At 71.1% G+C, this 24,803-nt stretch carries 20 protein-coding genes and 1 pseudogene; 14 read left to right on the top strand and 7 right to left on the bottom strand.

All coding sequences use genetic code 11. The annotated features are described in order from the left end of the window. The 5 genes and pseudogenes from U3653_RS27735 to U3653_RS27755 form a co-directional block, all read left to right on the top strand. A pseudogene (locus U3653_RS27735) lies at positions 1–697 on the top strand (lytic transglycosylase); the annotation flags it as partial. Between the two features lie 558 nt (positions 698–1,255). Then, positions 1,256–2,479, top strand: coding sequence for a hypothetical protein (locus U3653_RS27740; RefSeq protein ID WP_195082857.1), 1,224 nt, complete (start codon positions 1,256–1,258; stop codon positions 2,477–2,479). A gap of 61 nt (positions 2,480–2,540) precedes the next feature. Then, on the top strand, positions 2,541–3,764 hold the full coding sequence (locus tag U3653_RS27745; protein ID WP_195082858.1) for a serine hydrolase: 1,224 nt from the start codon (positions 2,541–2,543) through the stop codon (positions 3,762–3,764). Between the two features lie 166 nt (positions 3,765–3,930). Further along, the gene (trpB, locus tag U3653_RS27750; protein ID WP_195082859.1) at positions 3,931–5,172 is read left to right on the top strand and encodes a tryptophan synthase subunit beta; all 1,242 of its coding nucleotides are present in this window, start codon (positions 3,931–3,933) and stop codon (positions 5,170–5,172) included. Positions 5,173–5,248: 76 nt separating this feature from the next. Further along, a complete protein-coding gene (locus tag U3653_RS27755; RefSeq protein ID WP_195082860.1) occupies positions 5,249–6,388 on the top strand; it encodes a metallophosphoesterase in 1,140 nt (379 codons plus the stop codon). A 16-nt stretch (positions 6,389–6,404) separates the two neighbouring features. On the opposite strand, the gene U3653_RS27760 is transcribed toward U3653_RS27755, so the two are convergent. Then, positions 6,405–8,060, bottom strand: a complete 1,656-nt coding sequence (locus U3653_RS27760; RefSeq protein WP_195082861.1) for an alkaline phosphatase D family protein — start codon at positions 8,058–8,060, stop codon at positions 6,405–6,407. Between the two features lie 47 nt (positions 8,061–8,107). Continuing rightward, complete coding sequence (locus tag U3653_RS27765; protein WP_195082862.1) at positions 8,108–10,720, bottom strand: LuxR C-terminal-related transcriptional regulator; 2,613 nt, start codon at positions 10,718–10,720, stop codon at positions 8,108–8,110. Positions 10,721–10,941: 221 nt separating this feature from the next. Here U3653_RS27765 and U3653_RS27770 point away from each other — a divergent pair, with 221 nt between their 5' ends. Continuing rightward, positions 10,942–11,355, top strand: coding sequence for a DUF7144 family membrane protein (locus tag U3653_RS27770; protein ID WP_195082863.1), 414 nt, complete (start codon positions 10,942–10,944; stop codon positions 11,353–11,355). 546 nt (positions 11,356–11,901) lie between these two features. Beyond that, entirely contained in the window at positions 11,902–12,681 is a 780-nt protein-coding gene (locus U3653_RS27775; RefSeq protein WP_195082864.1) for an alpha/beta fold hydrolase, read from the top strand. Between the two features lie 57 nt (positions 12,682–12,738). Here U3653_RS27775 and U3653_RS27780 read toward each other — a convergent pair whose 3' ends face one another. Next, positions 12,739–14,532 (bottom strand): hydroxysqualene dehydroxylase, encoded by a 1,794-nt coding sequence (locus tag U3653_RS27780; protein ID WP_195082865.1) that lies wholly within the window; start codon positions 14,530–14,532, stop codon positions 12,739–12,741. Then, positions 14,525–15,937, bottom strand: coding sequence for an NAD(P)/FAD-dependent oxidoreductase (locus U3653_RS27785; protein WP_195082866.1), 1,413 nt, complete (start codon positions 15,935–15,937; stop codon positions 14,525–14,527). Before U3653_RS27785 ends, U3653_RS27780 begins: the two co-directional genes overlap by 8 nt. A gap of 169 nt (positions 15,938–16,106) precedes the next feature. Here U3653_RS27785 and U3653_RS27790 point away from each other — a divergent pair, with 169 nt between their 5' ends. From U3653_RS27790 to U3653_RS27810, 5 genes are all read left to right on the top strand, one after another. Further along, on the top strand, positions 16,107–16,751 hold the full coding sequence (locus tag U3653_RS27790) for a TetR/AcrR family transcriptional regulator (RefSeq protein WP_195082867.1): 645 nt from the start codon (positions 16,107–16,109) through the stop codon (positions 16,749–16,751). 1,019 nt (positions 16,752–17,770) lie between these two features. Beyond that, entirely contained in the window at positions 17,771–18,109 is a 339-nt protein-coding gene (locus tag U3653_RS27795) for a histone-like nucleoid-structuring protein Lsr2 (RefSeq protein ID WP_195082868.1), read from the top strand. A gap of 109 nt (positions 18,110–18,218) precedes the next feature. Next, a complete protein-coding gene (locus U3653_RS27800) occupies positions 18,219–19,235 on the top strand; it encodes an iron-containing redox enzyme family protein (protein WP_195082869.1) in 1,017 nt (338 codons plus the stop codon). 31 nt (positions 19,236–19,266) lie between these two features. Then, on the top strand, positions 19,267–19,920 hold the full coding sequence (locus U3653_RS27805) for a HemK2/MTQ2 family protein methyltransferase (RefSeq protein ID WP_195082870.1): 654 nt from the start codon (positions 19,267–19,269) through the stop codon (positions 19,918–19,920). Positions 19,921–19,933: 13 nt separating this feature from the next. Further along, positions 19,934–20,107: a CDGSH iron-sulfur domain-containing protein gene (locus U3653_RS27810; RefSeq protein ID WP_195082871.1), complete on the top strand. Its 174-nt coding sequence runs from the start codon at positions 19,934–19,936 to the stop codon at positions 20,105–20,107. 9 nt (positions 20,108–20,116) lie between these two features. Here the strand turns inward: U3653_RS27810 and U3653_RS27815 are convergent, their stop codons facing one another. After that, complete coding sequence (locus tag U3653_RS27815) at positions 20,117–20,605, bottom strand: CinA family protein (RefSeq protein ID WP_195082872.1); 489 nt, start codon at positions 20,603–20,605, stop codon at positions 20,117–20,119. 138 nt (positions 20,606–20,743) lie between these two features. On the opposite strand from U3653_RS27815, the gene U3653_RS27820 reads away from it, so the two are divergent. Further along, complete coding sequence (locus U3653_RS27820) at positions 20,744–21,244, top strand: hemerythrin domain-containing protein (RefSeq protein WP_195082873.1); 501 nt, start codon at positions 20,744–20,746, stop codon at positions 21,242–21,244. Positions 21,245–21,296: 52 nt separating this feature from the next. Here U3653_RS27820 and U3653_RS27825 read toward each other — a convergent pair whose 3' ends face one another. Further along, a complete protein-coding gene (locus U3653_RS27825) occupies positions 21,297–21,908 on the bottom strand; it encodes a flavodoxin family protein (RefSeq protein WP_195082874.1) in 612 nt (203 codons plus the stop codon). A 34-nt stretch (positions 21,909–21,942) separates the two neighbouring features. Continuing rightward, positions 21,943–23,406, bottom strand: a complete 1,464-nt coding sequence (locus tag U3653_RS27830; RefSeq protein ID WP_195082875.1) for an aminotransferase class I/II-fold pyridoxal phosphate-dependent enzyme — start codon at positions 23,404–23,406, stop codon at positions 21,943–21,945. A gap of 180 nt (positions 23,407–23,586) precedes the next feature. Between U3653_RS27830 and U3653_RS27835 the strand changes: the two genes are divergently transcribed. After that, positions 23,587–24,777, top strand: a complete 1,191-nt coding sequence (locus U3653_RS27835; protein ID WP_195082876.1) for a zinc-dependent alcohol dehydrogenase — start codon at positions 23,587–23,589, stop codon at positions 24,775–24,777. The last annotated feature ends 26 nt before the right edge of the window (positions 24,778–24,803 follow it).

The raw sequence follows: 24,803 nt of genomic DNA on the forward strand, positions 1-24,803 counted from the left end.
CTCGATGGCGTATGCGGCGAATGTGCTGAGTTGGGCGCGGGCGTATCGGACGGGTGGTTCGCCGACGCCGGTGCGGGTGTCGCCGGATCTGGTGGCGCCGGGGTCGTTGCCGCCGGTGGGGCCTGGCACCGACATGACCGCGGTCACCGCGACGGTGCCCGCGCCCGAGGTGGCGACGCCGCCGCCGTCGCCACGGCCGCAGACGCAGACACAGACACAGGTGATGATCACGCTGCCCGGTCTGCCGCCGATTCCGTGCGGGATCTTCTGCCCGCCTCCCCAGCCGGTGCATCCCTGCCTGGTGCAACCGATTCCCGCTCCGATGCCGCAACCGGGACAGCCGGAATCCGGCCGCATCCCCCTCGCGCCCGGGCAAACATACGGTGCGGCCCCCGGACACCTGCGCAACCCGGACGTCGACGGTGCCGACGCCGAACCGCGAAGCGCCGACGCCGGAACGGTCGACTGCGCGCAGCCGGAAGCGGCCACCGCCCCCGTACCCGCGCCGGACGCCCCACAGCGGGACGTCGCACCACGCCACCCCGAACCTGCCACCACCACCCCGCCCGCGCCGGAACCCGAACCGGAACCGGAACGCGGCGTGGAGCCGGCACCCCCGCCGCCGCCCGCTATCACCCTGCCCTTCGGCATCGTCATCCCGCTGCCAGGGCCACCCCCGCCGCCACCGGCGGGCTGACATCGGCTGTCACCCGAGCCGGCTCGCATCCGGCGACGGCCCGCCCCAGCCCTGAGGGGAACCCGGGGTGAATGAGGCGTCGTCGACGTCGGCCCCGGTTGCGTTCGGGTCTGTCGGCCTGAGGGCGGCGCGGACGTGACTCGACCCGCGTGCAGGCGAGCCGCCGAAGCGCTCGAAGAGGTCTTCGAGCACTGGCCCCGACCGTGTTCTCCGCCGATCGCCACGCGATACCAGCCGCTTCCGCACGCCATCGGATCGGTTCGAACCCCGCCGCCGGAGTGGCGCCGATGGATGCGGCCACGACCGTGCCCCCGAGCGCGCGACGCCTGCCGCAAAGGCGTATCCGGACCGCGTCAACCGACGTATTGTGGTCGTTAGCTATCGCGTGGCATCTACCAGCGGCGCCCAAGAGGCCAGTCACTGTCAGTGGTCTTCGAAGACGCCATTTCGTGCGGTGGGCGCTCGGCGGATGGGTGGCCCGGTGCACCGACCGGGGCCGGTCGCCGGCGACCCGCGGTGACGAACCTTTACCGGGACCGGTCGAGCAGAGGTGATCTCATGAGGGCCACAGTCGGAATATCAGCGGAGCAGGCGGTGGTACGTGGGGTGATGATCGCGTCGACGGCGCGGCGAGGCACCCGTCCCGCCGTGCTGGGGGAGATCGAACAGCCGGTCGAGCACTCCACCGCCGCATCGGTGGCCGCCGCGCTCGACGCGTTGACCGCCGCCGCGGGCTCCGGCGCTCGAATCGATGACGTCGCGGTCGCCTACCGCACCGTGGCCGAACGGCGGGCAATCGTCTCGCAACTCTCGTCGGCCTCATGGCGTTCGTCGTCGCTCGTGTCGACCAAGACGGCGCTGCTCGCGCTGCTCGCTGACCTGCCCGGACTGGCCGAGGACGACACCCTGCTGGTGATGGAGGTCGTCGGCTACCACACGTCGTATCTCGTGGCCGCGCCGAATCGAGAGGAAATCCTGCTGTCCGGATCCTGGTCGTCCGGTGTCGTCGACGCGGAGACCGCGGGTTCGGCGGCCGACCGGATCAGGCCCGCTCTGGAAGCAGCCGGGGTACTGCCCGACGCCGTGGTGCTGTGCGGCTCGTCGGCGGGAGATCCGGAGGTCGTCTCCGCATTGCGAGCCGGGCTCGACGCGCCGGTCGTCACGGCGCCCGACCATGCCAACGCCGCCGCTTACGGTGCGGCCTTGGTCGTCGCGGCTCCGTTCCGGGGCGCGGCGGCGGAACCGGCAGCGGCCGATCGCAAGCACGGCGGCCGGGTGATCCTGGCCGGGGCCGCCGTCGCCGCGCTGCTCGGCGGCGCCGCGATCGCGGTCGCGCAGGCACGGGACGACCGTCCGGCCGACGCCGAGATCGGTGGACCGGCGGCCGCCACCGCCACCCAGCCGGTCGACCCGAATCCGGCGCAGGCGGCCCCCGCTCCTGCGGTCGAGCAGGCGCCCATCTCCGTGGTGCCGGAGGCGGCCGCCACTCCCGAGCCGTATCCCGAACCGCCGGTGCCGCCGCCTCCCGCGAACGCGCATGCTCAATTGCCCGCCCCGCCGATACCAATGCCCCCCGGACCGCCGCCCGCCGAGCAGCAGCCGCCGCCGCACCCGCGCACCTCGACGGAGTACCCGGAACCGACAACCGCCGCCGTCCCCGACGACACCTTCCTGTTCCCGGGCGAGTCGCCGCCGCCACCCTGGAATGCCGACCCTGCCGTCGTCCAGGCCTGGTGGGACAACCACGCGAAGCTGAAGGAGAGCTGGCTGAGTGGCCGCTGATGACATCGACCGCCCCGCCCGCGCGGCGGCGACATCCTCGGCGGGCCGATAAGCTGGCCGGGTGAGCGCACCAACCGCCGGATCGGTGGCGATCGTCGACGACCTGGAGGCCGTGACGACCCGAGGTCACGAAGACGAACCCACCGCGACCGGGATCGGCCGCGCCGACGTGGAATCGCTGTGGGCGTCGGTGCAGGCGTGGTACCGCCTCGGCACCACCCCGGCGATCCAGGTCTGCCTGCGCCGTGACGGGAAGATCCTGCTCAACCGCACCATCGGTCACGGCTGGGGCAACGCGCCGGAGGACGGACCCGACGCGGTCAAGGTGCAGGCCACTCCGGAGACGCCGTTCTGCGGCTTCTCGACCGCGAAGGGCGTGGCCGCGGCGCTGATGTTCATGCTCGTCGAACAGGGCGCGTTCGCCCTCGACGAGCCGGTGTCCGTGTACATCCCGGAGTTCGCCGCCAACGGCAAGGCCGCCATCACGATCGGTGACGTGCTTTCGCACTCGGCCGGGATCCCGTTCGTCACACCGCCGTACCGAGGCGTCGATCTGGTGCTCGACGAGGAATTGGCCGTGCGCGGGCTGGCCGATCTGGTCCCGAGCTGGAAGCCGGGACGGTTCCGCGTGTACCACGCGCTGACCATCGGGTTGATCCTGCGGCTGCTGGTGCAGCGGGCCACCGGCAAGCGGCTGCGCGAGCACCTCGCCGAGCAGGTGCTGGAGCCGTTCGGTTTCCGCTGGACCAATTTCGGTGTGCATCCGGAGGATGTGGGCGAAGTCGTGCCGAGCGTGAAGACCGGTCCGGCGCCGTCGCGCACGGCGAGTTACCTGGCGCGCAAGGCCATCGGCGGGCGAATGGACCGGGCATCGCGCTCGGCGACCGACGCCTTCCTCACCGCCGAACTGCCGTCGGGCAATCTGGTCACCACCGCGGCGGAGTTGTCGCGGTTCTACGAGATCCTCACCCGCGGCGCACCGGACGGCAGGCGCATCATCCGGCCGGAGACGTTGGCCGAGGCGGTGCGCCCGGCGCGCTGGATACCCGGCGTCGCCGGACGCGTCAGCCGAGCCGGATTCGAACTCGGCGGGCGCAGGTCGAAATTCGGCCGCGACACCGGATCGCACTTCGGGCGTAGCGGATTGACCACCCAGTACGGCTGGGCCGACCCGGCTCGCGGGCTGTCCGGGGCCATCCTCACCAGCGGCAAGGCCACCACCGACACCAAGCGTCCGTGGCAGCTGGTCGCCCAGATCTCCGCCACGGTGCCTGCCGACCGGTAGCCACGCGCCAGGGCATCCCGCGCCGAGGGCCTCCACCAGTGAGAAGACCTTAGCCATCCGACCGATTTAGTCTGTTAACTCGGTCGTTGCCAACCTGTCGGGTTGTGCTAGCGCTAGCGGAACAGACTGACCCGTCGGCTCTTTGGCGGTGAAAGCGTTGGTGTTGATGAGGATTGACCTTGACGTGGCGGTGAGCGCATCCCGGCACGAGATGTTCCCCGACGAGCGTGGCCGGTTCGGCGTGTTCGGAGGCAGATTCGTTCCCGAGGGCCTGATGGCCGCCCTGCTGGACCTGGAGGACGCCTATCGCCTGGCGCGGGAGGACCCCGGCTTCGTCACCGAGTACCGAGAGCTGTTGCGGGACCGGGTGGGTCGGCCGACGCTGCTGCACCAGGTACGGCGCTTCGGACGGTTGCTGGGCGTGCCGGGCGTCCGGGTGTATCTCAAGCGCGAAGACATGGCCCACACCGGCGCCCACAAGATCAACAATGCCATCGGGCAGGCGTTGCTGGCCCGGCGGATGGGCAAGAAGCGGATCGTCGCCGAGACCGGCGCGGGACAGCACGGCGTCGCGGTGGCGACGGTGGCGGCGATGCTCGGATTGACCTGTGTGGTGTACATGGGAACCGAGGACATGCGCCGTCAGTCGTCGAACGTGATGCGGATGAAGCTGCTCGGCGCCGAGGTGCGGCCGGTCGACATCGGCTCGCGACGGCTGAAGGAGGCGATCAGCGAGTCGGTGCGCGACTGGGTGGCCAGCGTGGACACCACCTACTACCTGTTCGGGACCGCGGCCGGGCCCGCGCCGTATCCGCGGATCGTGCGGGACTTCCAGACGGTGATCGGCACCGAGACCAGGGCCCAGATCGCGCGAGTCGAAGGCAGACTGCCCGATTACGTCCTGGCCTGTGTGGGCGGCGGCAGCAACGCGATCGGGGTCTTCCATCCCTTCGCCGACGACCCGCAGGTCCGGCTGATCGGCGTCGAAGCGGCCGGATTGGGGGTGGACACCGGAGAGCACGCGGCGACCCTGTGCATGGGCAGCCCCGGCGAGATCGACGGCTCCTACAGCTATCTGCTGCAGGACGAGGACGGCCAGATCGCGCGGACGCACAGTATCGCGGCGGGACTGGACTATCCGGGGGTCGGGCCGGAGCTCAGCCATCTGAAGCACAGCGGCCGGGTGACCTATCGAGCCGCGACGGACGCGGTCGCCCTGCGGGGCATGCAGGCGCTCAGCCACACCGAAGGCGTCCTCGCCGCATTGGAATCCGCCCACGCCGTCGGCCACCTGATGGAGATGGCCGACCGTGGTGAGATCCCCGCGGGCTCGCTGATCGTGCTGTGCCTGTCCGGCCGAGGGGACAAGGATCTCGCCGTCGCCGCCGAGCGGCTCGGCGTGGCATGACCGCTGCTATGGTCGGAAGCGCCCATGGCGCCGGAGAGGGACCGCGCGCTACACCCGCGCACGAGGACGAGCCCTCTTGAAGTATGTGCCCCGCCTGATCTTGTTCCTGGCGATTCCCGCTGTCTTGTTCCTGCTGCCCTGGTGGACGCTGGTGGCCGCGACCACCGATGAATCCGGTCCGCTGTTCTGGCTTGGTTCGGCGCTGTTCCTGCTCGGGTTCGCGGGCCTGCCCGCGGCGATGTATCTGGGTCACGGGCCCGCGCAGTCGGACGCGGCCTCGATCGTCGGCGACACTGTGCTCGGTGTGATGTGGGTGCTGTTCAGCTGGTCGGTGCTGGGCAATCTGGCGCGCGCGGGATTGACCGTCGCCGGCGTCGGCGACCCGGCTCGCTCCCGGATCGTGGCCGTCGGCGTGCTCGCGGTCGCGACGGTGCTGGTGGTGTGGGGTGTGATCGAGGCGCGCCGGGTGCCGAGGGTGCGCACGGTGGAGGTGTCGATTCCCGGTCTCGGCTCCGCGCTCGACGGACTGCGCATGGTCGTCGTGACCGACACCCACTACGCCGCGCTGGACCGGCTGCGCTGGTCGGAACGCGTGGTGGAGGTGGTCAACGCGCAACGACCCGACATCGCCTGTCACGCCGGCGACCTCGCCGACGGATCGGTGGCGAAGCGGCGCGCGCAGGTCGACCCGCTCGGCAAGGTGGAGGCCGAACTCGGCCGGTTCTACATCACCGGCAATCACGAGTATTTCGGCGATGCCGAAGGCTGGATCCAGCACATGACCTCGCTCGGCTGGCAGCCGTTGCACAACCAGCACGAGGTGGTGCGCCGCGGCGGCGATCGGCTGGTGATCGCAGGCATCGACGACCCCACCGGTGTCGGCTTGACCGGGCACGGCCCCGACCTGCCCGCAGCGCTCGCGGGCGCGGACCCGGACGTACCGGTCGTGTTGCTCGCCCATCAGCCCAGACAGATCGCGCAGGCGGTGGCCGCCGGTGTGGCGCTGCAGATCTCCGGCCACACCCACGGTGGCCAGATCTGGCCGTTCCACTATCTGGTCCGCCTCGAGCAGCCCGTCGTCGCCGGGCTGAGCCGCCACGGCGAGCGCACCCAGCTCTACACCAGCCGGGGCACGGGATTCTGGGGGCCGCAGTTGCGCGTGTTCGCGCCGAGTGAGATCACCGTGCTGGTCTTGCGCGCGGAGTCGGCGGGGTGAAGCGGGGCGGGTGAAGTCAGCGCGGGCCGTGCTCGGCGTCGGCGCGGCTCACCGCATCGGGCGCCGACGGCGGGGCGGGGGTGTGGCCGGGAGTCCACGCCTCGGTGACACCCGCAACGCCGTCCTGGACCACGTAACTGGCGCGGGTGTGGATCGGCGCGCCGCGATGGCGCACATAGGGCACCACGCGGAAATCGTTGCGCCATACTCGATGGTCGAGTTCCACCCGGACGTACCCGCGCTGGGCGTTGAAGAATTTGACGTCCGGATCGGCCGCGAGCAGACGGCGGCCTTTGTCGCTCAGATCGGTTCCGTCGCTGTTGCTGGTGATCGAGGTCCCGGTGAATTCCGCGGCCACCACCGGTGATCCGGGATCGGAGTAGTCACGCCGCAGGTCGGCGGCCTGGTTCTCGTGCCGGTCGCCGGTGATCACCACCAGGTTTCCCGCCCCGCGGGCCGCGGCGGCGCCCAGCACGGCGTTGCGGTCGGCGACGTAGCCGTCCCAGGCGTCGGTGGAGACGCTGACCCCGGGACCCGGATCGGAGTCGTTCTGGCTCATGCCCACCTGATTGCCGAGAACCTGCCAGCGCGCCGGCGACCGGGTCAGGCCGTCGATCAGCCAATCGCGCTGTGCCGCACCGAGAATCGTGCGGCCGGGGGAGAACCGCTCGGCGCAGCCGCTGACCACGGCGCCGCCGCAGGCCTGCGGCGTGCGGTACTGGCGGGTGTCGAGCATCGTGATCTCCGCGAGGTCGCCGAACCGGAAACGGCGGTGCAGGCGGATGCCCGCCGCGGACGGCAACTGCGCCAAGCGCAGCGGCTGGTGCTCGTACATGGCCTGGAAGGCGGCGGCGCGGCGCCTTCGGAACAGCGCGGGCACCCGCCAGATGTCCAGACCGATGCCGGGCTCCTCGCCGGCCCAGTTGTTGTCGATCTCGTGGTCGTCCATGGTGACCAGCCACGGAAACGCGGCGTGCGCGGCGCGCAGCGGCTGCTCCGCTTTGTAGAGCGCGTAGCGCAGCCGGTAGCCGGGCAGATCGACGGCTTCGTCGCGGAAATGCGGACCCATCGCCACGCCGGCCCGCCCGCGTGACCAGGCTCGCTCGTAGATGTAGTCGCCCAGATGCACCACCAGATCCAGGTCTTCGCGGCTCATGTGCTCGTAGGCGGTGTAGTAGCCCGAACTCCAGGACTGGCAGGAGGCGAAGGCGAAGCGCAACCGCGCCAAGGCTCGACCGGGCGCGGGGGCGGTGCGGGTGCGCCCGATCGGCGAGACGGCCGAACCCGCCCGGAACCGGTAGTGATACCAGCGATCCGGCGCGAGTCCGTGCACCTCCGGATGCACGCTGTGGCCGAGCGCGCGGGTGGCCACCGCCGATCCGCGCGCCACGACTCGGCGGAAGTACTCGTCCTCGGCGACCTCGTAGTCGACCGTCACCGGGTCCACCGGCATGCCGCCGAGGCCGTCCGGCGCCAGCGGGTCCGGGGCCAGCCGCGTCCACAGCACCACACCGTCGGGAGCCGGATCGCCGGACGCGACGCCGAGCGAGAACGGATCGCCGAGCCGGCGCGGGGCGGGAAAACGGGCGCTGCTCGCCGCCGCGGCGCCGGCCAGGACCGCGGCCGACCCGGCGGTGCCGACGCGCAACAGTTCCCGGCGTGAGAGGGCCATACCTCAGCGTAGAGCCGCGCCCGGCGGCGGGAAGTCCGGTCGCGACGTCAGAGCAGGCCGCCGCGGCGCGCGTGGTGCAGCGCGTCGACCCGGGAATTGGTGCCGAGCTTGCCGTAGATGCCGCGCAGGTGCGTCTTCACGGTGTTGACCGAGACCCCGAGGTCCTCGGCGATCTGCTGGGCGGTGCGGCCGGAGGGCAACTGCTTGAGCACGGTCATCTCGGTGTGGGTCAAGGCGGGGTAGGCGGGTCTGCGGCGCGCCGCGGGATGACGCCGGATCGCCTCCGCGAAGCTCTCCGCCCGGCCGAGACGGCCCGCGTAGCTGTCCAGCAAAGGCATCGCGGCCGGCACGTCGAGGAACGGCCGCAGCAGCCGGTGCGGCGTCGCGGAACCCAACGCGTTCTCCAACGCGGTGAGGGCCCTGGCCGGAGCCCGTGACTCGTGTTGCGCCGCGGAGTAGAGCAGCCACCCGGTGACCGCGCTGACCGGGCGCAGATCGCCCGCGCGGTCCAGCAGTGGTTCGAGCACCGCGCAGGTCGCCTTGCGACGATCGGCGGCCGCGTGCAGTGCCGCGTCGGCCAGCCGCACCTCGGGCAGTTCGCCGACGATGCCGCGGGCGCGTTCGACCAGCAGTTGGGCCGTCCTGGCATCGTGCACGCGCAGCAGCGCCCACACCACCGGCAGGATCAGGCTGCCGGTGGTGGCGGGCACCGCCGTGTGCTCCAGCAGGGCCAGCAGGCTGCGGCGCAGCGCGTCGACCGCGGCCGACTGCTCCTCCGCCTGTTCCAGGTCGAGCAGGCGGCCGATGACGTGGCCGCGCCGGCCCGCGACCGGACCGTGGGATCCGTCGTGATCGACCCGCTCGGTGAGCACGGACGCGACCTGCGCCGCACCGGGCGTCTCACCTTGCAGGTAGGCGCCGTAGGCGGCCACGGCGGTCGCCTGGACGGCGTCGGTGCTCTCCAGCAGCCCGTGTTCCTCCGCGACCGCCAGCGCGCGTGCCGCACGCGCCCGCATCGCGGTGGCGGCGTCGACGGCGTCGGCGGCGAACGCCAGCCGGGTCAGCGCACGCAGCACCAGGCGGGGCCGCCCCGCGTGCTCGGCCAGCGCCAGTCCGGAATGCAGCAGCTGTTCCCCCCGCGTGACGGCGCCGCCCGCGACGAAGGCGGTGGCGATCTGGATCTCGGTGTAGGCGTCGAGATCGGGGTCGCCGGTCGGCGCGAGGTCCTCCGGAAACTCCGGGAAGACCGCGCCGGTGGTCGCCGCGACGTCGATGGTCGCGGCGAGGGTCAGCGCGTCCAGCCGCTCGGGCGCGGCGAAGGAGACCTTGGCCGCGCGCCGCGCCGCCGCGGTGTCCAGGCACGCCACCGCTGCGGCGGCGCTGCCCGCGACGACCGCGTCGACGACGCGCACCAACCACAGGAACGGGTCGTCGAGCAACGCGGGCGCCGAGCGGGCCAGCTGATCGAACAGCGTCGGGCCCGTGCCGTCGAGAACCATGCGCAGCGCAGACGCCGACAAGAATTCGCACAGCTGGTCGTGGTCGGCGCCCGCGAGCTGATGCGGCAGGGCGGTCTCGGGCAGCCCCGCGGACCGCAGCCATCGGGCCGCCCGGCGGTGCAGTTGCGCGCAGACATCCGGTCCGAGGCGCCGGGCTTCGGCCAGGAAATACGCGCGCAGCAGCGGAGGACAGGAGAACCACACGTCGCCGTCGCGCACGACCGCGTCGATCGGGAAGCCGGCCCGGTCCAGTTCCTGCAGTGCCTGCCCCGCACCGCCGCCCACGAGTTCGTCGGCGAGCTGCTCGGTGAACGCGATCGGAACGCTGGTGTCGGTGAGGAACCGGCGCAGCGCAGGCGGCAGTGCCTCGATCAGTTCCCCGTGCAGGAAATCGGCGACCGCGCGCGCCGGGCGAGCGAGCGCGGCGAGCGCAGCGGTGCGATCGCCGGTCGCGGCGGCCATATGGCTCGCGGCGATGCGCACGAGCGCGGCCCAGCCCCGCGTCATGGTGTCGAGCGCGTCGAGCTCAGCGGCGGTGAGTCGGCACCCGTGGTCGCGGCACAGCGCGTCGATCCCGTCCGCGGTGAAGGCCAGTTCGCCTGCCCCCCAGCGGGTCAGCCGGGCGTGGAGTTCGAGGGCGTGCCAGCGTATCGGCGGGGCGAAGCGGGCGCACAGCACCGTCGTGACGGTGGGCGGCGCGTGGAGCAGGAAGTTCTCGACGACGGCCAGCGCGGCCGGATCGGTGAGCAGATGCGCGTCGTCGACCACCAGGACCGTCGGCGTCGTCCGCGCGGCCAGCGTCTCGGCGAGCGCCGCGGCGTACGTGGTCGGTGAGCCGGGCTCGGTGATCGCCGCGATGTCGAACCGGGCGTGCAGGACCGCCCACAGCGACGTCACCTCGTCGAGCTGCTCGGTGACGGTCAACCAGGCGACCTCGGATCCGCGCGCGGCCTGCCGGGCTGCCCAGGCGGCCGCCAGTACGGATTTCCCGGTCCCGGCGGGAGCGTGGATCAGCAGCACGTGCCCGGTGCCCGTCATGTTGTCGGCGGCGGCGTACAGATCGGGCCGGGGTATCGGAGTGAACGGCAACGCCGGTATCTCGGCAGCGTATCCCGCCGCGGCCGGGATGCGGCGTAGAGCGGGGACGTGCGATGTGGTCACCGTGCCTCCCGGGCCGTGTGCTGACAGATCACTACCGCGCCTCGGTAGCGGAACTTACCCGGTACGAACTCCGCTCGATCAGATCGTGTGTCGTCGTTATGGAATTTTCATTTCGCGCGATCGCGGAATATGGGAGTCACCCGAAACGGGTGAAGTGCCGGACGGGGCGACTGGTGGAGATTCGGAAGGCGTCTATTACTTCCCGAGAAAGGGGGCGACCGATGACGCACATGACCGAACCGGAGTCACACCCCGTCCGCCGTGGCATCGCGGCGGGCACGTCCATCGCGGCCGCGATCCTGTTGCTGACCGTGGGGGTGCTGTCGATCTTCGAGGGGATCTCGGCCGTCGCCGAGGACGAGCTCATCGTCGTCGGCGCCGACTACGTCTACAAGTTCGACACCACGACGTGGGGTTGGATCCACATCGTGCTCGGCATCCTGCTGGTCATCGCGGCGCTGGGCCTGATGACCGGCGCGACCTGGGCGCGGGTGGTGGCGATCTGCCTTGCGGCCCTGTCGATCCTGGCGAACTTCATGTGGCTGCCGTACTACCCGGCATGGTCGATCCTGGTCATCGCGCTGAACATCGTCGTGATCTGGGCGATCGCCACCTGGCGTCCGGAAGCGGTCTGACCCGGGCGGACACTTCGCGCCCGGGTCGGGGCGGCGCGCGAGCAGTTCGAGCACCCCGGCGGCGCCGCGTCCCGTTGTCCGGCGGCGCGGCGGCCTCCGGGTGCTCGAGCGTCTCGCCATTCCCCGCGGGTCGTGCTTCGCGGTAGCCGACGCGAACCACGTGCTGCGATCCGCGGCACCGCGCCCGGTTGCTGTCGGTATCCCGGACCGGGAAGCGCGCCTCGGTAGGCGGACATCCCGCGCTGCCGGACGATCCGTTCACCGGGCTTGAACATGCTCGGCCGGGCCGGATTCGGTGGGGGACATCTCCGGGCCCGATGCTTCCGCGCGCCGGAGACATTGTGGTGCTTCACAACTCCGGCACGCGGAATTCATGGTGTGTCGGTGCGGGGGATACCGGGGCGGTGGCGACACCGTCGGAGCGAAGCAGCATTCCGGGGAGCAAACCCCGGCAATCGCGCGGTGAAGTAGGGGTTTCCGCTGCAACCATAGGCGAGATTGTGGTATCCACCTTCGAGACCGCACCACGAATTCGAAGGGACGCCAATGCCCAGCAAGCCCCCGCTCGTTCTGCTGCACGGAGTCACGATGTCCGAACGGGTGTGGGATCACGTCACACCCTTGCTCGCCGCGCGCCACGAGGTGATCACCCCGACCGCGGTCGGGCATCGCGGTGGTCCGCCCGCCCTGCGGCGGCCGGCGCGGGTCGAGCACCTGGTGGACGACATCGAGCGCCGGTTGGACGCGCTGGGATTGCGGCGGGTACACGTCGCGGGCAATTCGCTGGGCGGCTGGATGGCGATCGAATTGGCCCGGCGCGGCCGAGCCGAGACCGTGTGCGCGCTCTCGCCCGCGGGTTTCTGGGAAGCCGGAGACCGAAGCCGTACGGCCGCCACCCGCCGCATCGCCCGCGAGGTGATCACGGGGCGGCTGCTGGGTTTCCTCGCCCCGGTGGGCCTGCGCAGCGCGGCGGTGCGGCGAGCGGCGTTGCGCAACATCGCCGTCCACGGAGACCGCGCCGACGCGGCGCAGGCCATGACCTTCCTGCGTGACCTGCTCGGCTGCACCGTCACGGCCGATCTGCTCGGCACCGACGAGCAGATCGCCGCGCTGGACCCGCTGCCGTGCCCGGTCACGGTGGCCTGGTCGGAGCACGATCGTGTGCTGCCCGCACAGACTCACTTGCCGATCGCGCGGACCCGGCTGCCCGAGGCCGCGTTCTCCGTTCTGCCGGACACCGGCCACGTGCCGATGATCGACGACCCCCGGCTCGTCGCACACACGATTCTGACCACCACGAGCACGACCGCCGCCGAGGCGTCCTGATCCGGCTGCCTCCCGCGCCGCGTCGGCTCGGTCATCCGGCCGGCTCCGCCCGCCTGGTCACAAGTCGAGCAGATGCGGCAGTCCGGCGCGGTAGCGGTCGGCGTCGATGCGTTTCAACGGGTCGAAGACCGGCAGGGATACCAGGGGAAAGACCGGGACGCGGGGCGCGGGGTCGTCGGCGGCATCGAGGATCGCGTTGGTGGCGGCGCGCCCGGACTCGTTGGCGCCCTCCATGGTGGCGAGGTCGATGTTGTTGCGCACGTGGTCGCCGCCGAAGAACAGGTTGGCGACGGCGCAGCCGGCCTCAGGGCGGTGGTCGTAGGAGCCGACGGTATTGACCAGCAGCGGGGTTTCGTTGTGGATGCCGCTCGCGGTCCACGTGATCCCCGGGTCCAGATGCCAGGAGCGGATGTCCTCGGGGCGCAGCCAGCCCGTGCCGGTGTTGAGCCATTCGCTCAGCTGGGCCCAGACCTCTTCGGCGATCTCGTCGGCGGTGCACTGCTTGGCGGGCCGGTGGAATCGGATGCCGGGGGAGTCCCAGTCGGAGATGTCCACCGAAAGGCATTCGCGCACCGTGCCGTCGCCGTATCGCGCGGCGAAGTCGCCGACCCACATCGGCGCCTGCCGCAGGGCGGTGAGTGCCCAGGGCGAGCCCAGCGCGGCGATGTGGCCTTCCGGCAGTTCGGTCGGGCGGGCGAGGTAGTACTGGATGCCGACCATCCAGTCGGTCCTGAGTTCGCGCATTCCCGCCAGATGCGGGTCCGCGTCGATGATCTCGTCGCTCAGCAGCCCGACCGCCTTGTCCACGGGCATGGCGCACAGATACCAGTCCGCGGTGACCGCGGTGGAGCGGCCGTCGGTGCCGGTCACTGTGGCCGAGGCGATCCGGCCGTCCCGCAACTCCAGCCGCGTCGCCCGCTGTCCCAGAGCGAATCGCACGCCCCGCGACCGCAGATACGTCACCCAGGGATCGATCCAGGCCTCGTTGGTGGGGCGGTTGAGGATACGGTCGATACCGGCCGAATATTGCGGGATCGCCCCGGTGCCGGCCAGCACGAGGGCCTCACCGATGGTGCCGATCGTGCGGGCCGAACTCAACTGGGGTTTGGCCGCGACGGTGATCCGGGTGAGGGCGCTGACCAGGTATTCGCGATAGGCCGCCGATTTGCCCTCGGCACGCAGGATCTGCTCCCACGTCACGTATTCCCACTGCCCGAACCGCCGTTCGGTACACGAGGTGAACCACACGGTCATCTGCTTGGCGAAGAACGCCAGTTCGGCCGGGGGCAGCTCGGGGATGAACCCGAACGCGCCGATCAGCGTGTTCTGGATGCGCTGAGGTGTCAGCTGATCGAGGCCGCCGAATTCGACCGGCGCGAACAGCGGCGGCCTGCCGCGGAAACCCGCGACCGTGCCCTCGACGCGAACCAGGTTGCCCGCCACGCCATCGGGATTGCCGGGGAACGGAATCCGGCGCATGGTGTCCGGCAGATTCTGGTAGCAGCCGGGGAAGAATCGGAAGCCGTGCTCCCCTGGCAGGTCCGCGCGGCCGTCGGTGCCGGTGCCAGGCACGCCCATGCTGCGCGCCTTGCCGCCGAGGAACGCCGGTTCGTAGACGGTGACCTCGTATCCGCGTTCGATCAATTCGTGGGCGGCCGACAGCCCGGCGACTCCGCCGCCGAGGATCGCGACCGACTTCCCGCCGGTGCGCAATCCGGGCGTTCGGCGGGCTTCCGGTGGCGCGGCGTGTGCCTGCGCGGCGGCGGCGACGGATACGCCGGCCGCGAGCGCGCCGCGCAGCAGGTCGCGGCGGGTGAGGTCGATGGTCGGCCGGGGACGCGGGTCATGCATGTCGATCTCCTGAAGATGCCGCGAGAGTGTCCCGCGGCGGGCGGGACGGGATGGCTTCGGCGGAACCGGTGCGCGTGAAGGCGCGGGCTTCCCTTAGTTCGGAGACCGCGTCGCGGCATTCGCCGGCCAGGTCGGCGAGGACGGGCCACGGCGCCCGCCAGGACTCGCGCAGCGCTCCTGCGGCGAACAGGGCGGCGCGGGCGGGAGTGAAGACGTCCTTCGGTTCCACGGTGCGGGAGAAGACTTCGGTGACCCGGTCGGCCAATGCCGGGTCGCCCGCGGCCCTGCGGTAGAGCTCGATTTCCAGCGGGCGCATCGCCGTGCCCCTGGCCAGGCGATTGGTCCACTGGTAGACGCCGAGGCACTCGCGATCGCGCAGCTGTTGCCATGCGGTCAGGACGGTGTCGAGATGCTCGGTGTCGTCGAGGGCCGGCGCGGCGAGTTCACCGAGCAACCGGCCGTAACGCAAGGCGTCGCGGATGCCCTGCGCGGTCACCGGGTCCTTGAAATGGCCCGCGTCACCCGCCAGCGCCCAGCCCGGCCCGGTCGAGCGCCGGAAGTAGGAGGACAGGCCGGTGGCCGCGCGCACCCGCCCGACTCTGCGGCAGTCGCGCAGCCGCAGCCGCAGTCCCGGTAGCCGCTCGATGGCTTCCTGGTATCGGAGTTCGGCGCGTCCCGCGCCCGGTCCGCCGGGCTGCGCGGGTGGTTGGACCAGGCTCAGCAGCAAGCCGTCGTCGCAGGGGAACGCGGTGCCCAGATCGGGACCGCAGCGCCACTGCGCGGCGATGTGCCGCTGGTCGGCCGCGCCGTCGTGCCAGTACGCGAAGTAGCAGTCGCGCCCGCTCGGCGCGGACAACCGGGGCCGGGTGGCGCCGACGAGCCTGGCCACCGTGCTGCGGCGGCCGTCGGCCCCGACGACCAGGCGGGCGCGCAGCTCGTGCTCGCCGCCGCCCGCGCTGTAGCGGACACCGGCGCAGCGCCCGCCGGACCACAGCAGATCGGTGACCCGCACGCCCTCCCGGATCCGCGCTCCGGCCTCGACCGCGGTGGCCACGAGCGCGGCGTCCAGTCCGGTCCGCCGCACGCACATCGCGTGGTCGATGCCGTCCACCGGCGCGAACGACGAGCGGACCGCGACGCCGTCGCCGTCGGCGAAGGCCGTGGTCAGTGCGGGCGCGCCGAGCCGAAGGACGCGCTCGAGCGCTCCGGCGCGGCGCAGTTCGGCCAGGCCTGCGGGCCACAGCAGATGGGTCGAGAGGGTGTCGGAGGGAAAACGCGCCGAGTCCAGCGCGACGACGTCCCGGCCCGCGCGGGCGAACGCGATGGCGGCCGCGGAGCCCGCGCAGCGCGCGCCGACGACCACCACATCGGTGTACTCGATTGCCGGAGAAGGGGATCCGCGCATGCCCGAACACCTCGGTCACATAGTCTCGGACACTGTGTCCGATCGATGGTGAGCGGTGCGCCTCCGAATGTCAATATCGGTGCCGTGTCGGCAGAATGGACGCCATGGTGGGACGCAACCGACCGGCACAGCCGACCGAGACGGCCGTCGCGCCGCGGAGAGGAACCGGATGCCCTCGCTGACCCGAGTCCCCAGGAACGCGCGGAAACCGGTCGACGACCGGCGCGCGGAGTTCGAGCGGCGTGTCCTGGCCGCGGTGGAGGAACTGCTCGCCGACGGCACGCCCTACACCGAGATCGCCGTGCACCGGATCGCCGCCGCCTCGCAGTCGGCGCGATCGACGTTCTACCGGTACTTCCCGGACAAGAGCCGGCTGCTGATCCGGATGGCCGAATTGGCCACGGCGGATCTGTTCGAGGCCGCCGAGCGCTGGTGGGTCACCGAGCACACCGGGCGGCAGGCCGGTGTGGTCGCGGCCGTGCGAACCATGATCGCCGGCTTCCGCGAGCACCGATCCCTGCTGCTGGCGCTGAGCGAGGTGGCCGCCTACGACCGCGACGTCGGCGCGTACTGGCGTGGCCGGGTCGCCTCGTTCGTGCGGGTGGTGCGATCGCGGCTGGAGACCGACCGGGCCGAGGGCAGGATCAGTCCGGCGATCGACCCGCAGGCCACCGCCATCGTGCTCACCTCGATGGTGGAGCGGGCGATCGCGGCGAGCTTCTCTTCCGGGTCGGGGGTCACCGACGACGCACTCGCGGAGGCGCTGGGGCGGGCCATCTGGTTGACCGTGTACGGTGACGCACCGTCGTCCTGAAGAATCATCCGGCGCCACAGGCGGATCCCTGTGGTCACGGCGTCGCTCCGCATCCGCCCGATCCGCACGACGGGCGGGCCGTGCCATCGGGCGATGCCCGGCCCTGGCGTGCGAAAACTGGGAGGCTCGAGCCCGGCGGGAGCGCGATACGGCACGGCGGCGGTGTAGCCGGTGGTGCGGTTCCAGCGGGACGGTCGGACGCAGCTAGCAGTTCCGGCGAGGGGGACGCGCACGGGCTGGGCCGGCATGCCCAGCGGCCGAGGAACACTCATGGAAGGGGTACTCCGATATTTCGTCGAACGAGAGGACCGACCGGCGGCATCGACCCGCGACGGTGATGCCGCCCGGCGGAAAAGAAACCCGGGCGCGCGAATGGCGCCGATTCCGGGCAGGCGAAGGCTACGCCGGATCGAGTGACCCGGTGCGGTGCGCGCGAACCCGGACGCCGGGACGAGAAATTGCGGAGTGCGCGGCGAATCACGTCGGCGACAACAGCTGATCGCGATTCGGGTCCGCCTTCGATGCGTCGAGCGGCCGCGGATCGAACACCGAATGCTCATGCACCGCTTTTTTCTGCTCCGCGCACACCGACCGCACCCGCGGTCCCCTGTGAAGTGTGCGCAACGGCCAGGACGGGAACCACGAAGTCGGACTCGCGGAATCGTTCATTCAGTGAAAGTTGCGCCCCGCGGCGGGCCGCCGCAGACCTTGTTCCCGCCCGTGCGGTGATCGTCTCGTGCCGGTGCGGAGTGGGGAAGTGGCCGCGCGCCTGCCTGCTTCGCCAGATGCAGCGGCAGGCGGTAGGCCGCGCCGCGGTCGATGCGGCGTTTGCCGTTCGGCCGCGTGCGCGTGCACTATGTGATGGCGCAGCGGCCGCCCGCGGCGAATCGTCCGCTGCGTCGCGTCCCGCGCGCCGGCAGGGGACCCCGGTGTTCCGGGGGTGGAACCGATCTGTTATCTACTGGCTACGATTGTTTTTTCGACTGCACGCGCTCGGTAACCGTGAAGGGATTATCTCTATGGCACGCAAGGTCGTCGTCACACTGGTCGATGACTACGACGGCAAGTCTCAGGCCGAGGAAACCGTGTCTTTCGCCGTTGACGGCGTGGCCTACGAGATGGACTTGTCGGCGGAGAATGCCGGTCAGTTGCGCGGATTCTTCGAACAATGGGTTCCGTATGCCCGCAAGATCGGTCGCGCGCGCCGCGGCGGCCGCGGCGGTGCCCTGCGGTCGGCGACCGATCGGGAACAGGCCACGGTGATCCGGGAGTGGGCGCGCAAGAACGGCATCGACGTCTCGGCGCGGGGACGGATCTCCGCGGAGGTCGTCGAGGCGTACAAGAAGGCGAACGGGTAGCTCCGCAGGTCCGTCTCGTCGGTGGCCGTCCCCACAGTGTGGGGACGGCCACCGCATTCTTTCCGCGCGGCGCCCCGCTAAGGGCGCCCCGCCGGGGTAAGCGCCCGGTATGACGGTGATGATAGGCGCCCCGAAACAGGATCTGCCGCGCCCACGCGGCGAGCTGTCGGAGGCGGTGGTGGAGCTGTTGCGCGGTGCGCCCGGGCGCGATCCGGTACCGGAGCCGGGTCCGGTGGACCCGTACGGCGAGGACCTGCATCTGGCGTTGCACACCTGCTACGAGCTGCACTATCACGGTTTCACGACGGTCGACGCGGGCTGGGAATGGGATCCGGGCCTGCTGGGTCTGCGCGCCGCGCTGGAACAGCGGTTCCTGCGGGCGCTGCGCGAGGACGTGCCCGGCGGAGCCGATCTGGACGCCGAACTCGACCGGTTGCTGGTGACCCCCGCCGACCCGGAGGGTCTGAGCCGTTTCCTGCGCGACGAGGGCGAGTGGTGGCAGATGCGCGAGTACTTCGTGCACCGCTCGATCTACCACCACAAAGAGGCCGACCCGTACGCCTGGGTGATTCCGCGGCTGCGCGGCCAAGCGAAGGCGTCGCTGGTGGCGGTGGAGTTCGACGAGTTCGGGGGTGGGCGCGGCGAGCGCGTGCACGCGCAGCTGTACGCCGATCTGCTGGCGGGCGCGGGGCTGGATCCGGACTATCTGCACTACCTGGACGTGGTGCCCGCGCCGATGCTCGCGCTGGTGAACATGATGTCGCTGTTCGGGCTGCACCGGTCGTTGCGTGGCGCGCTGGTGGGGCATTTCGCCACGGTGGAGATCACCTCGCCGCCCGGTGCGCAGCGTCTGGTGGAGGCGTTGGAACGGCTGGACGCCGACCCGGCGTGCGTGCTGTTCTTCCGCGAGCACGTCGAAGCCGACGCGGTGCACGAGCAGATCATGCGCACCGGCGTGATCGGTGACCTGCTGCGGCGGGAACCGGAGCTGACCGAGTCGGTGGCCTTCGGCATCCAGGTGACGAATCTGCTCGAGGACCGATTCGCCGATCATGTGCTCGACGCCTGGCGCGCGGGCCGCAGTTCGTTGCGGGAGACCGGGGGCGCGCCGGGCGCGGCTGATTGAGCGGCGCTGAGCTGGCTATCCGGCCAGAGTGATGTTGATTCGACCCCCCGGCGTCTATCCGCCGCAGTTGGACACTTGGTTGCTCGTGCGTGCCCTGTCCGAGGCGGGCATTCCGCGCGGCGGGCACGCGGTGGATGTGTGCACCGGCACCGGCGCGCTGGCCGTCGCCGCCGCCTATACCGGCGCCGCGCGGGTGACCGCCGTGGACGTGTCGAGGGCCGCGGTCGCGTCGGCCTGGTTGAACTGCCGGCTGCGCGGCATCGAAGCCGAGGTGCTGCGCGGTGATTTCGCCGCCGTGCTCGGTGGGCGCAGTTTCGATCTGGTGCTGGCCAACCCGCCGTATGTCCCTGCTCCCGCGGGCACCGACAGCCGCGGCATCGCCCGCGCGTGGGACGCGGGAACGCAGGGCAGGGCGATTCTCGATCAGTTGTGCGCGGCGCTGCCGACGCTGCTGAAACCACGCGGGATCGCGCTGATCGTGCACTCGGCGCTGTCGGATCCCGATACGACCCTCGACCAGCTGCGCGAGCGGGGCCTGAAGGCCGCGGTGGTGGCGCGGGCGACGGTGCCGTTCGGGCCGGTGCTGCGCCGCCGCGCGGACTGGCTGGAAGCGGCCGGGCTGATCAGCCCCGGCCAGCGAATGGAAGATCTGGTGGTGATCCGTGCCGACCGAATCCGGCAATGAGCACTGGCGGCGAGTGACACTCACCGCGGACGGCCCCGCGTTGATCGAGGGGCCGGTGGAGTTCGTCACCGCGGACGGCCGGACGCTGCGCTGCGACCGGTTCATGGTGGCGCTGTGCCTGTGCAAGCGCTCGAAGAACTACCCGTTCTGCGACACCAGCCACCGCAGGCATCGCCGCTCGTCCTGACCGCGCGGGTCAGCTCGGCGACCGCCGCGCGTGCAAGGCGCGCACGGTGTCCAACAGCGCCTCGGACGCGGAGGCGACGGTCTGGTCGAGCACGTCCTTCGGTTCCCCGTCGAACTGATGATGCCAGGCACGCACGTCGTTCTCGGTGGCGATCGCGAACCACACCGAGCCCGGCGGTTGCCCGTCCTGCGGGTCGGGACCGCCCGCACCGGTGACCGACACGGCGACAACGGCCTTCAGCAACTCGCGGACGCCGGTCGCCATCGCTTCGGCGGCCCAGCGCGATACCACCGGCACGTCGGGCACGCCGAGAACGGTGCGCTTGACCTCGGTGCTGTAGGCGACGAGGCCCCCGCGGAACCAGGCGGAGGAGTCGGGTGCCGCGCCCAGCGTGGCGCACAGCCGGCCCGCGGTGAGCGATTCGGCGACCGCGACGGTGATCTCCGCCTGCCCGGCCAGTTCGGCCACCTCGTGTGCGTAGTCGTCCGCGTGGGGCATCTGGAACCTTCCTGTGCTGGGTGCGGCTCACCACCATACGGCCGGCGCGGGATCCGGCTGTAGGGCGCAGGCCACGGTTTCGGCGGCGCGGCGCCGGGAATGCCCGGCACAGACCGGCCCCGACGCAAGGAGAAAGCGATGACCACCGACGCGATCGTGCTGCTTCGCGACGACCACAAGGCGATCCGGAAGCTGTTCCGCGAGTTCGAGAAAGCGGGCGAGGACGCCACCCGCGCCAAAGCCGACGTGGTGAACAAGATCATCGAGGCGCTCACCGTGCACACCTATCTGGAAAACGAGTGCATGTACCCCGAGGTGCGCAAACTCGTGCCCGACCTCGAGGACGACGTCCTGGAGTCCTACGAGGAGCACCACGTCGCCGACGTGCTGGTCACCGAGCTGGCGGCGATGAAGCCCGACGACGAGCACTTCACCGCCAAGACCACCGTGCTCATCGAGAACGTCGACCACCATATCGACGAGGAGGAGAACGAGTGGTTCCCGAAGGTGCGGGAAGCCTTGGGGCGCAAACAGCTTCAGGAGATCGGCGCGCGCATGCAGGAACTCAGGAAGAAGGCTCCGACCTCGCCCGCGCAGCCGTCGGCGCTGAAGAAGACCGTGGACGCGGTGCTGGCCTGAGCGAGGCGATCGCGCCGGCGCTGGCGAAGGCGCCGGCGCGATCATCCGCACCTCATGCGGCGGGCGGGTACTGCTGGGCGCGCAGCACGCGCGCCAGATGTGCGGCGTTGCGTGCGAGCGCGGCGGTCGCCGAAGCCACCGCCTTGGGCACCGAGTCGAGATCCTGGTAGTCGGTGCCGCCCATGGCTTGGTCGTTCCAGTACGTGCACCCCTGGGCCGGGATGGTGAAGCCGATGTCGTTGAGGCCCTGGTACAGATCGGCGACGATCTTGTGCGCGCCGTCCTCGTTGCCGACCACCGCGACCGTCGCCACCTTGCCGACCATCGCGGGGCGGCCCGCGTCGTCGGTCTCCGACAGCTCGGCGTCCAATCGCTCCAGCACCCGCTGCGCCACCGAGGACATGTGCCCGACCCAGGTGGGGGTCGCGACCAGCAGGATGTCGGCCGCGGCGATCCGCTCGCGGATCGACGGCCACTGGTCGCCGGGGCCCTCGTCGGCGGTCACGCCGGGCAGCACGTCGTAGTCGACCACCCGCAGCGCCGTGCCCTGCACGTCGTGCCCGGCCAGTTCGTCGAGCACCTGGCGGGCGATGAGGTCGCTGCTGGATTCGGCGGGCGACTTCTTCAGCGTGCACACCAAGGCGAGCGCGGTCGGTCCGGCCATGTTCGAAACCTCCTGAGAAATAAGGTCTTTCGGTTCACTCGCGGGCGACGACCCGGATCGTGCGCAGCCGGGCGTCGGCGGCGTCGGGTACGTTCATGCCCGCGTCGAGCCCGGTGCGCAGGTAGTCGACGACGGCGGCGTCGATGCGCTCACCGGGCACCACCACCGGAATGCCCGGCGGGTAGGGGGTGAGCTGCTCGGCGGCGATCCGGCCGACGGCGTCGCGCGCGTCCACCGTCTCCACCGGGCCGAAGAACGCGTCGCGCGGCAGCATCACCGACTCCAGCTGCAGATCCTCGGGCGAGGGCAGCTGGATGCGCGGTGGCTGCGGATCGGTCAGTTGATCGCGCCAGGCGGCGACGCCGTCGATCAGGGTGTCGATGGTGTCCTTGTCGTCGGCCAGCGACAGCGTGGCCAGCAGCCTGCGGTGATCGCTCAATCCCAGATCGAGGCGGCGATGCTCGCGCAGCCAGTCGGCGGCCTGATAGCCGCTGGCTCCGGTGCCGGAGACGTCCATGAGGACCTGTAAACGGTCGAGGTCGTGCGAGGCCTCGGCGCCGAGCAGTTCGTCTTCGAGCACCGTGATGCCCGGGATCTCGGTCAGCTGTCGGCGCGCCTGTTCGGCCGTGCGCAGCGCCGCACCGAGCAGTTCCTGCCCGCGCTCGACCATCTGCCTGCGCCAGCCGTCGAGCGCGGCGTAGACCAGCACGTTCGGGCTGGTGGTCATCAGCAGGTCGGCGCATTCGCTGAGCCGGATCGGATCCACCAGGTCGCCTTGCAGGTGGAACACCGAGCCCTGTTCGAATCCGGCGCCCATCTTGTGCACGCTGACCACGCACAGGTCGGCGCCGGCGTCCATCGCCCAGGTCGGCAGGTCGTCGTGGAACGGCAGATGCGCGCCCCACGCCTCGTCGACGATGAGCGGCTTGCCCCGCTCGTGGCAGACCTCGGCGATGCCCGCGATGTCCGCGCAGGTGCCGTAGGGACTCGGGCTCACGATCAACGCGCCCGCGGCGTCGGGGTGCGCGTCCCATGCCTCGGCCACCTGCCACGGTGAGGGCGGGTGCGCGAAATGCATCTCGGCGTCCCAGCGCGGGGTGATCCAGTGCGGCTGGACACCGGAGAAGATCAGCCCGGCGACCACCGATTTGTGGCTGTCGCGGGCCACGAGCAGGCCGCCGTCCTGCCCGCCCGCCACCGTCATCATGGCGGCCTTGACCGACAGCGAACTGCCGCAAGTGGAGAAGAACGCCGATTCCGCCCGCACCGCGTCGGCCATCAGCGCCTCCGCGCGCGACAGATAGCCGCCGCGGGAGAGCCGGTCGTCCAGCCCCGCGGTGGCCAGGACATCGGAGGCGAAGGCGTCGCGGCCGATCACCTCCAGGACGCGTTCGTCGGTACCGCGGCCTTGCCGGTGTCCCGGCGGCGTGAAGCCGTAGCGGCCCAGCCGGTGATAGTCGGCAAGCGCTTCCAGGAGAGGAGCTCGTGAATGGTCCACGGCTACCGCCTACCCGGAATCGGCGGCGGCACACCTGCCGCGTATCGGGCCGCGCCGCCGCCCGGTGACCTGCGGTCTTGCCCGGTCGCCGCCGGCGGCCGACCCGGTGCGGTCGTTTCGGGCCGAAGTGTCCGGGTAGGACCGGGACAGGTATCGAACCCCGACCGAGGAGCCGCGCGGATGAAGGCAGTGACCTGGCAAGGACGACGCAAAGTCGCTGTGGAGACGGTGCCCGATCCTCGGATCGAGGCCCCGACGGACGCGATCATCGAGGTCACCTCCACCGGTATCTGCGGATCCGACCTGCACCTGTACGAAGTGCTCGGCGCCTACATGAGCAACGGCGACGTCCTCGGCCACGAACCCATCGGACGGGTGGTGGAGACCGGCTCGGCCGTCACCGGGCTGCGGCCCGGCGATCGCGTCGTCATCCCGTTCCAGATCAGCTGCGGCGCCTGCTACATGTGCCGCGCCGGCCTGCCCACCCAATGCGAGACGACGCAGGTGCGCGAATACGGCTGCGGCGCGGCCCTGTTCGGCTATTCGAAGCTCTACGGGCAGGTGCCCGGCGGCCAAGCGGAGTATCTGCGGGTGCCGCACGCGGACGCCACCCACATCACAGTGCCCGACGGCCCGTCCGACGACCGCTTCCTGTACCTGTCGGACGTGCTGCCCACCGCGTGGCAGGCGGTGGAATACGCCGCGGTGCCCGACGGCGGATCGGTGACCGTGCTGGGTCTCGGCCCGATCGGTGACATGGCCTGCCGGGTCGCCGCGCATCGCGGCTACCGCGTCATCGGCGTCGACCGGGTGCCCGAGCGGCTGGCGCGGGTGGCCGAACGCGGCGTGGAGGTGATCGACCTGGACGCCGTCGACGAGCCGCTCGGCGACATCATCCGCGGCTGGACCGACGGCAGGGGCACCGACTCGGTGATCGACGCGGTGGGCATGGAGGCCCACGGCTCGCCGCTGGCATCGGCGGCCCAGCGCTCGGCGGCGTTCCTGCCGGATCCGGTGGCCAAGAAGGTGATGGACACCGCGGGCGTCGATCGGCTCGCGGCCCTGCGCTCGGCCATCGACATCGTCCGCCGCGGCGGCACGATCTCGGTGATCGGCGTCTACGGCGGCATGCTCGACCCCATGCCGATGCGGGTGCTGTTCGACAAGCAGATCCAGCTGCGGATGGGCCAGGCCAACGTCAAACGGTGGGTCGAGGACATCATGCCGCTGCTGCGCGACGGCGACCCGCTGGGCGTGGACACCTTCGCCACCCATCGCCTCCCGCTGACCGATGCGCCGCAGGCCTACGCCACCTTCCAGCAGAAGACCGACGGCGCGGTGAAGATCGTGCTGGACCCGACCGCGAACTGACCGGCGCGGCGGGCCCGCGAAGGGCC

The organism is Nocardia implantans (genome assembly GCF_035544775.1).
GTDB lineage: Bacteria > Actinomycetota > Actinomycetes > Mycobacteriales > Mycobacteriaceae > Nocardia > Nocardia implantans.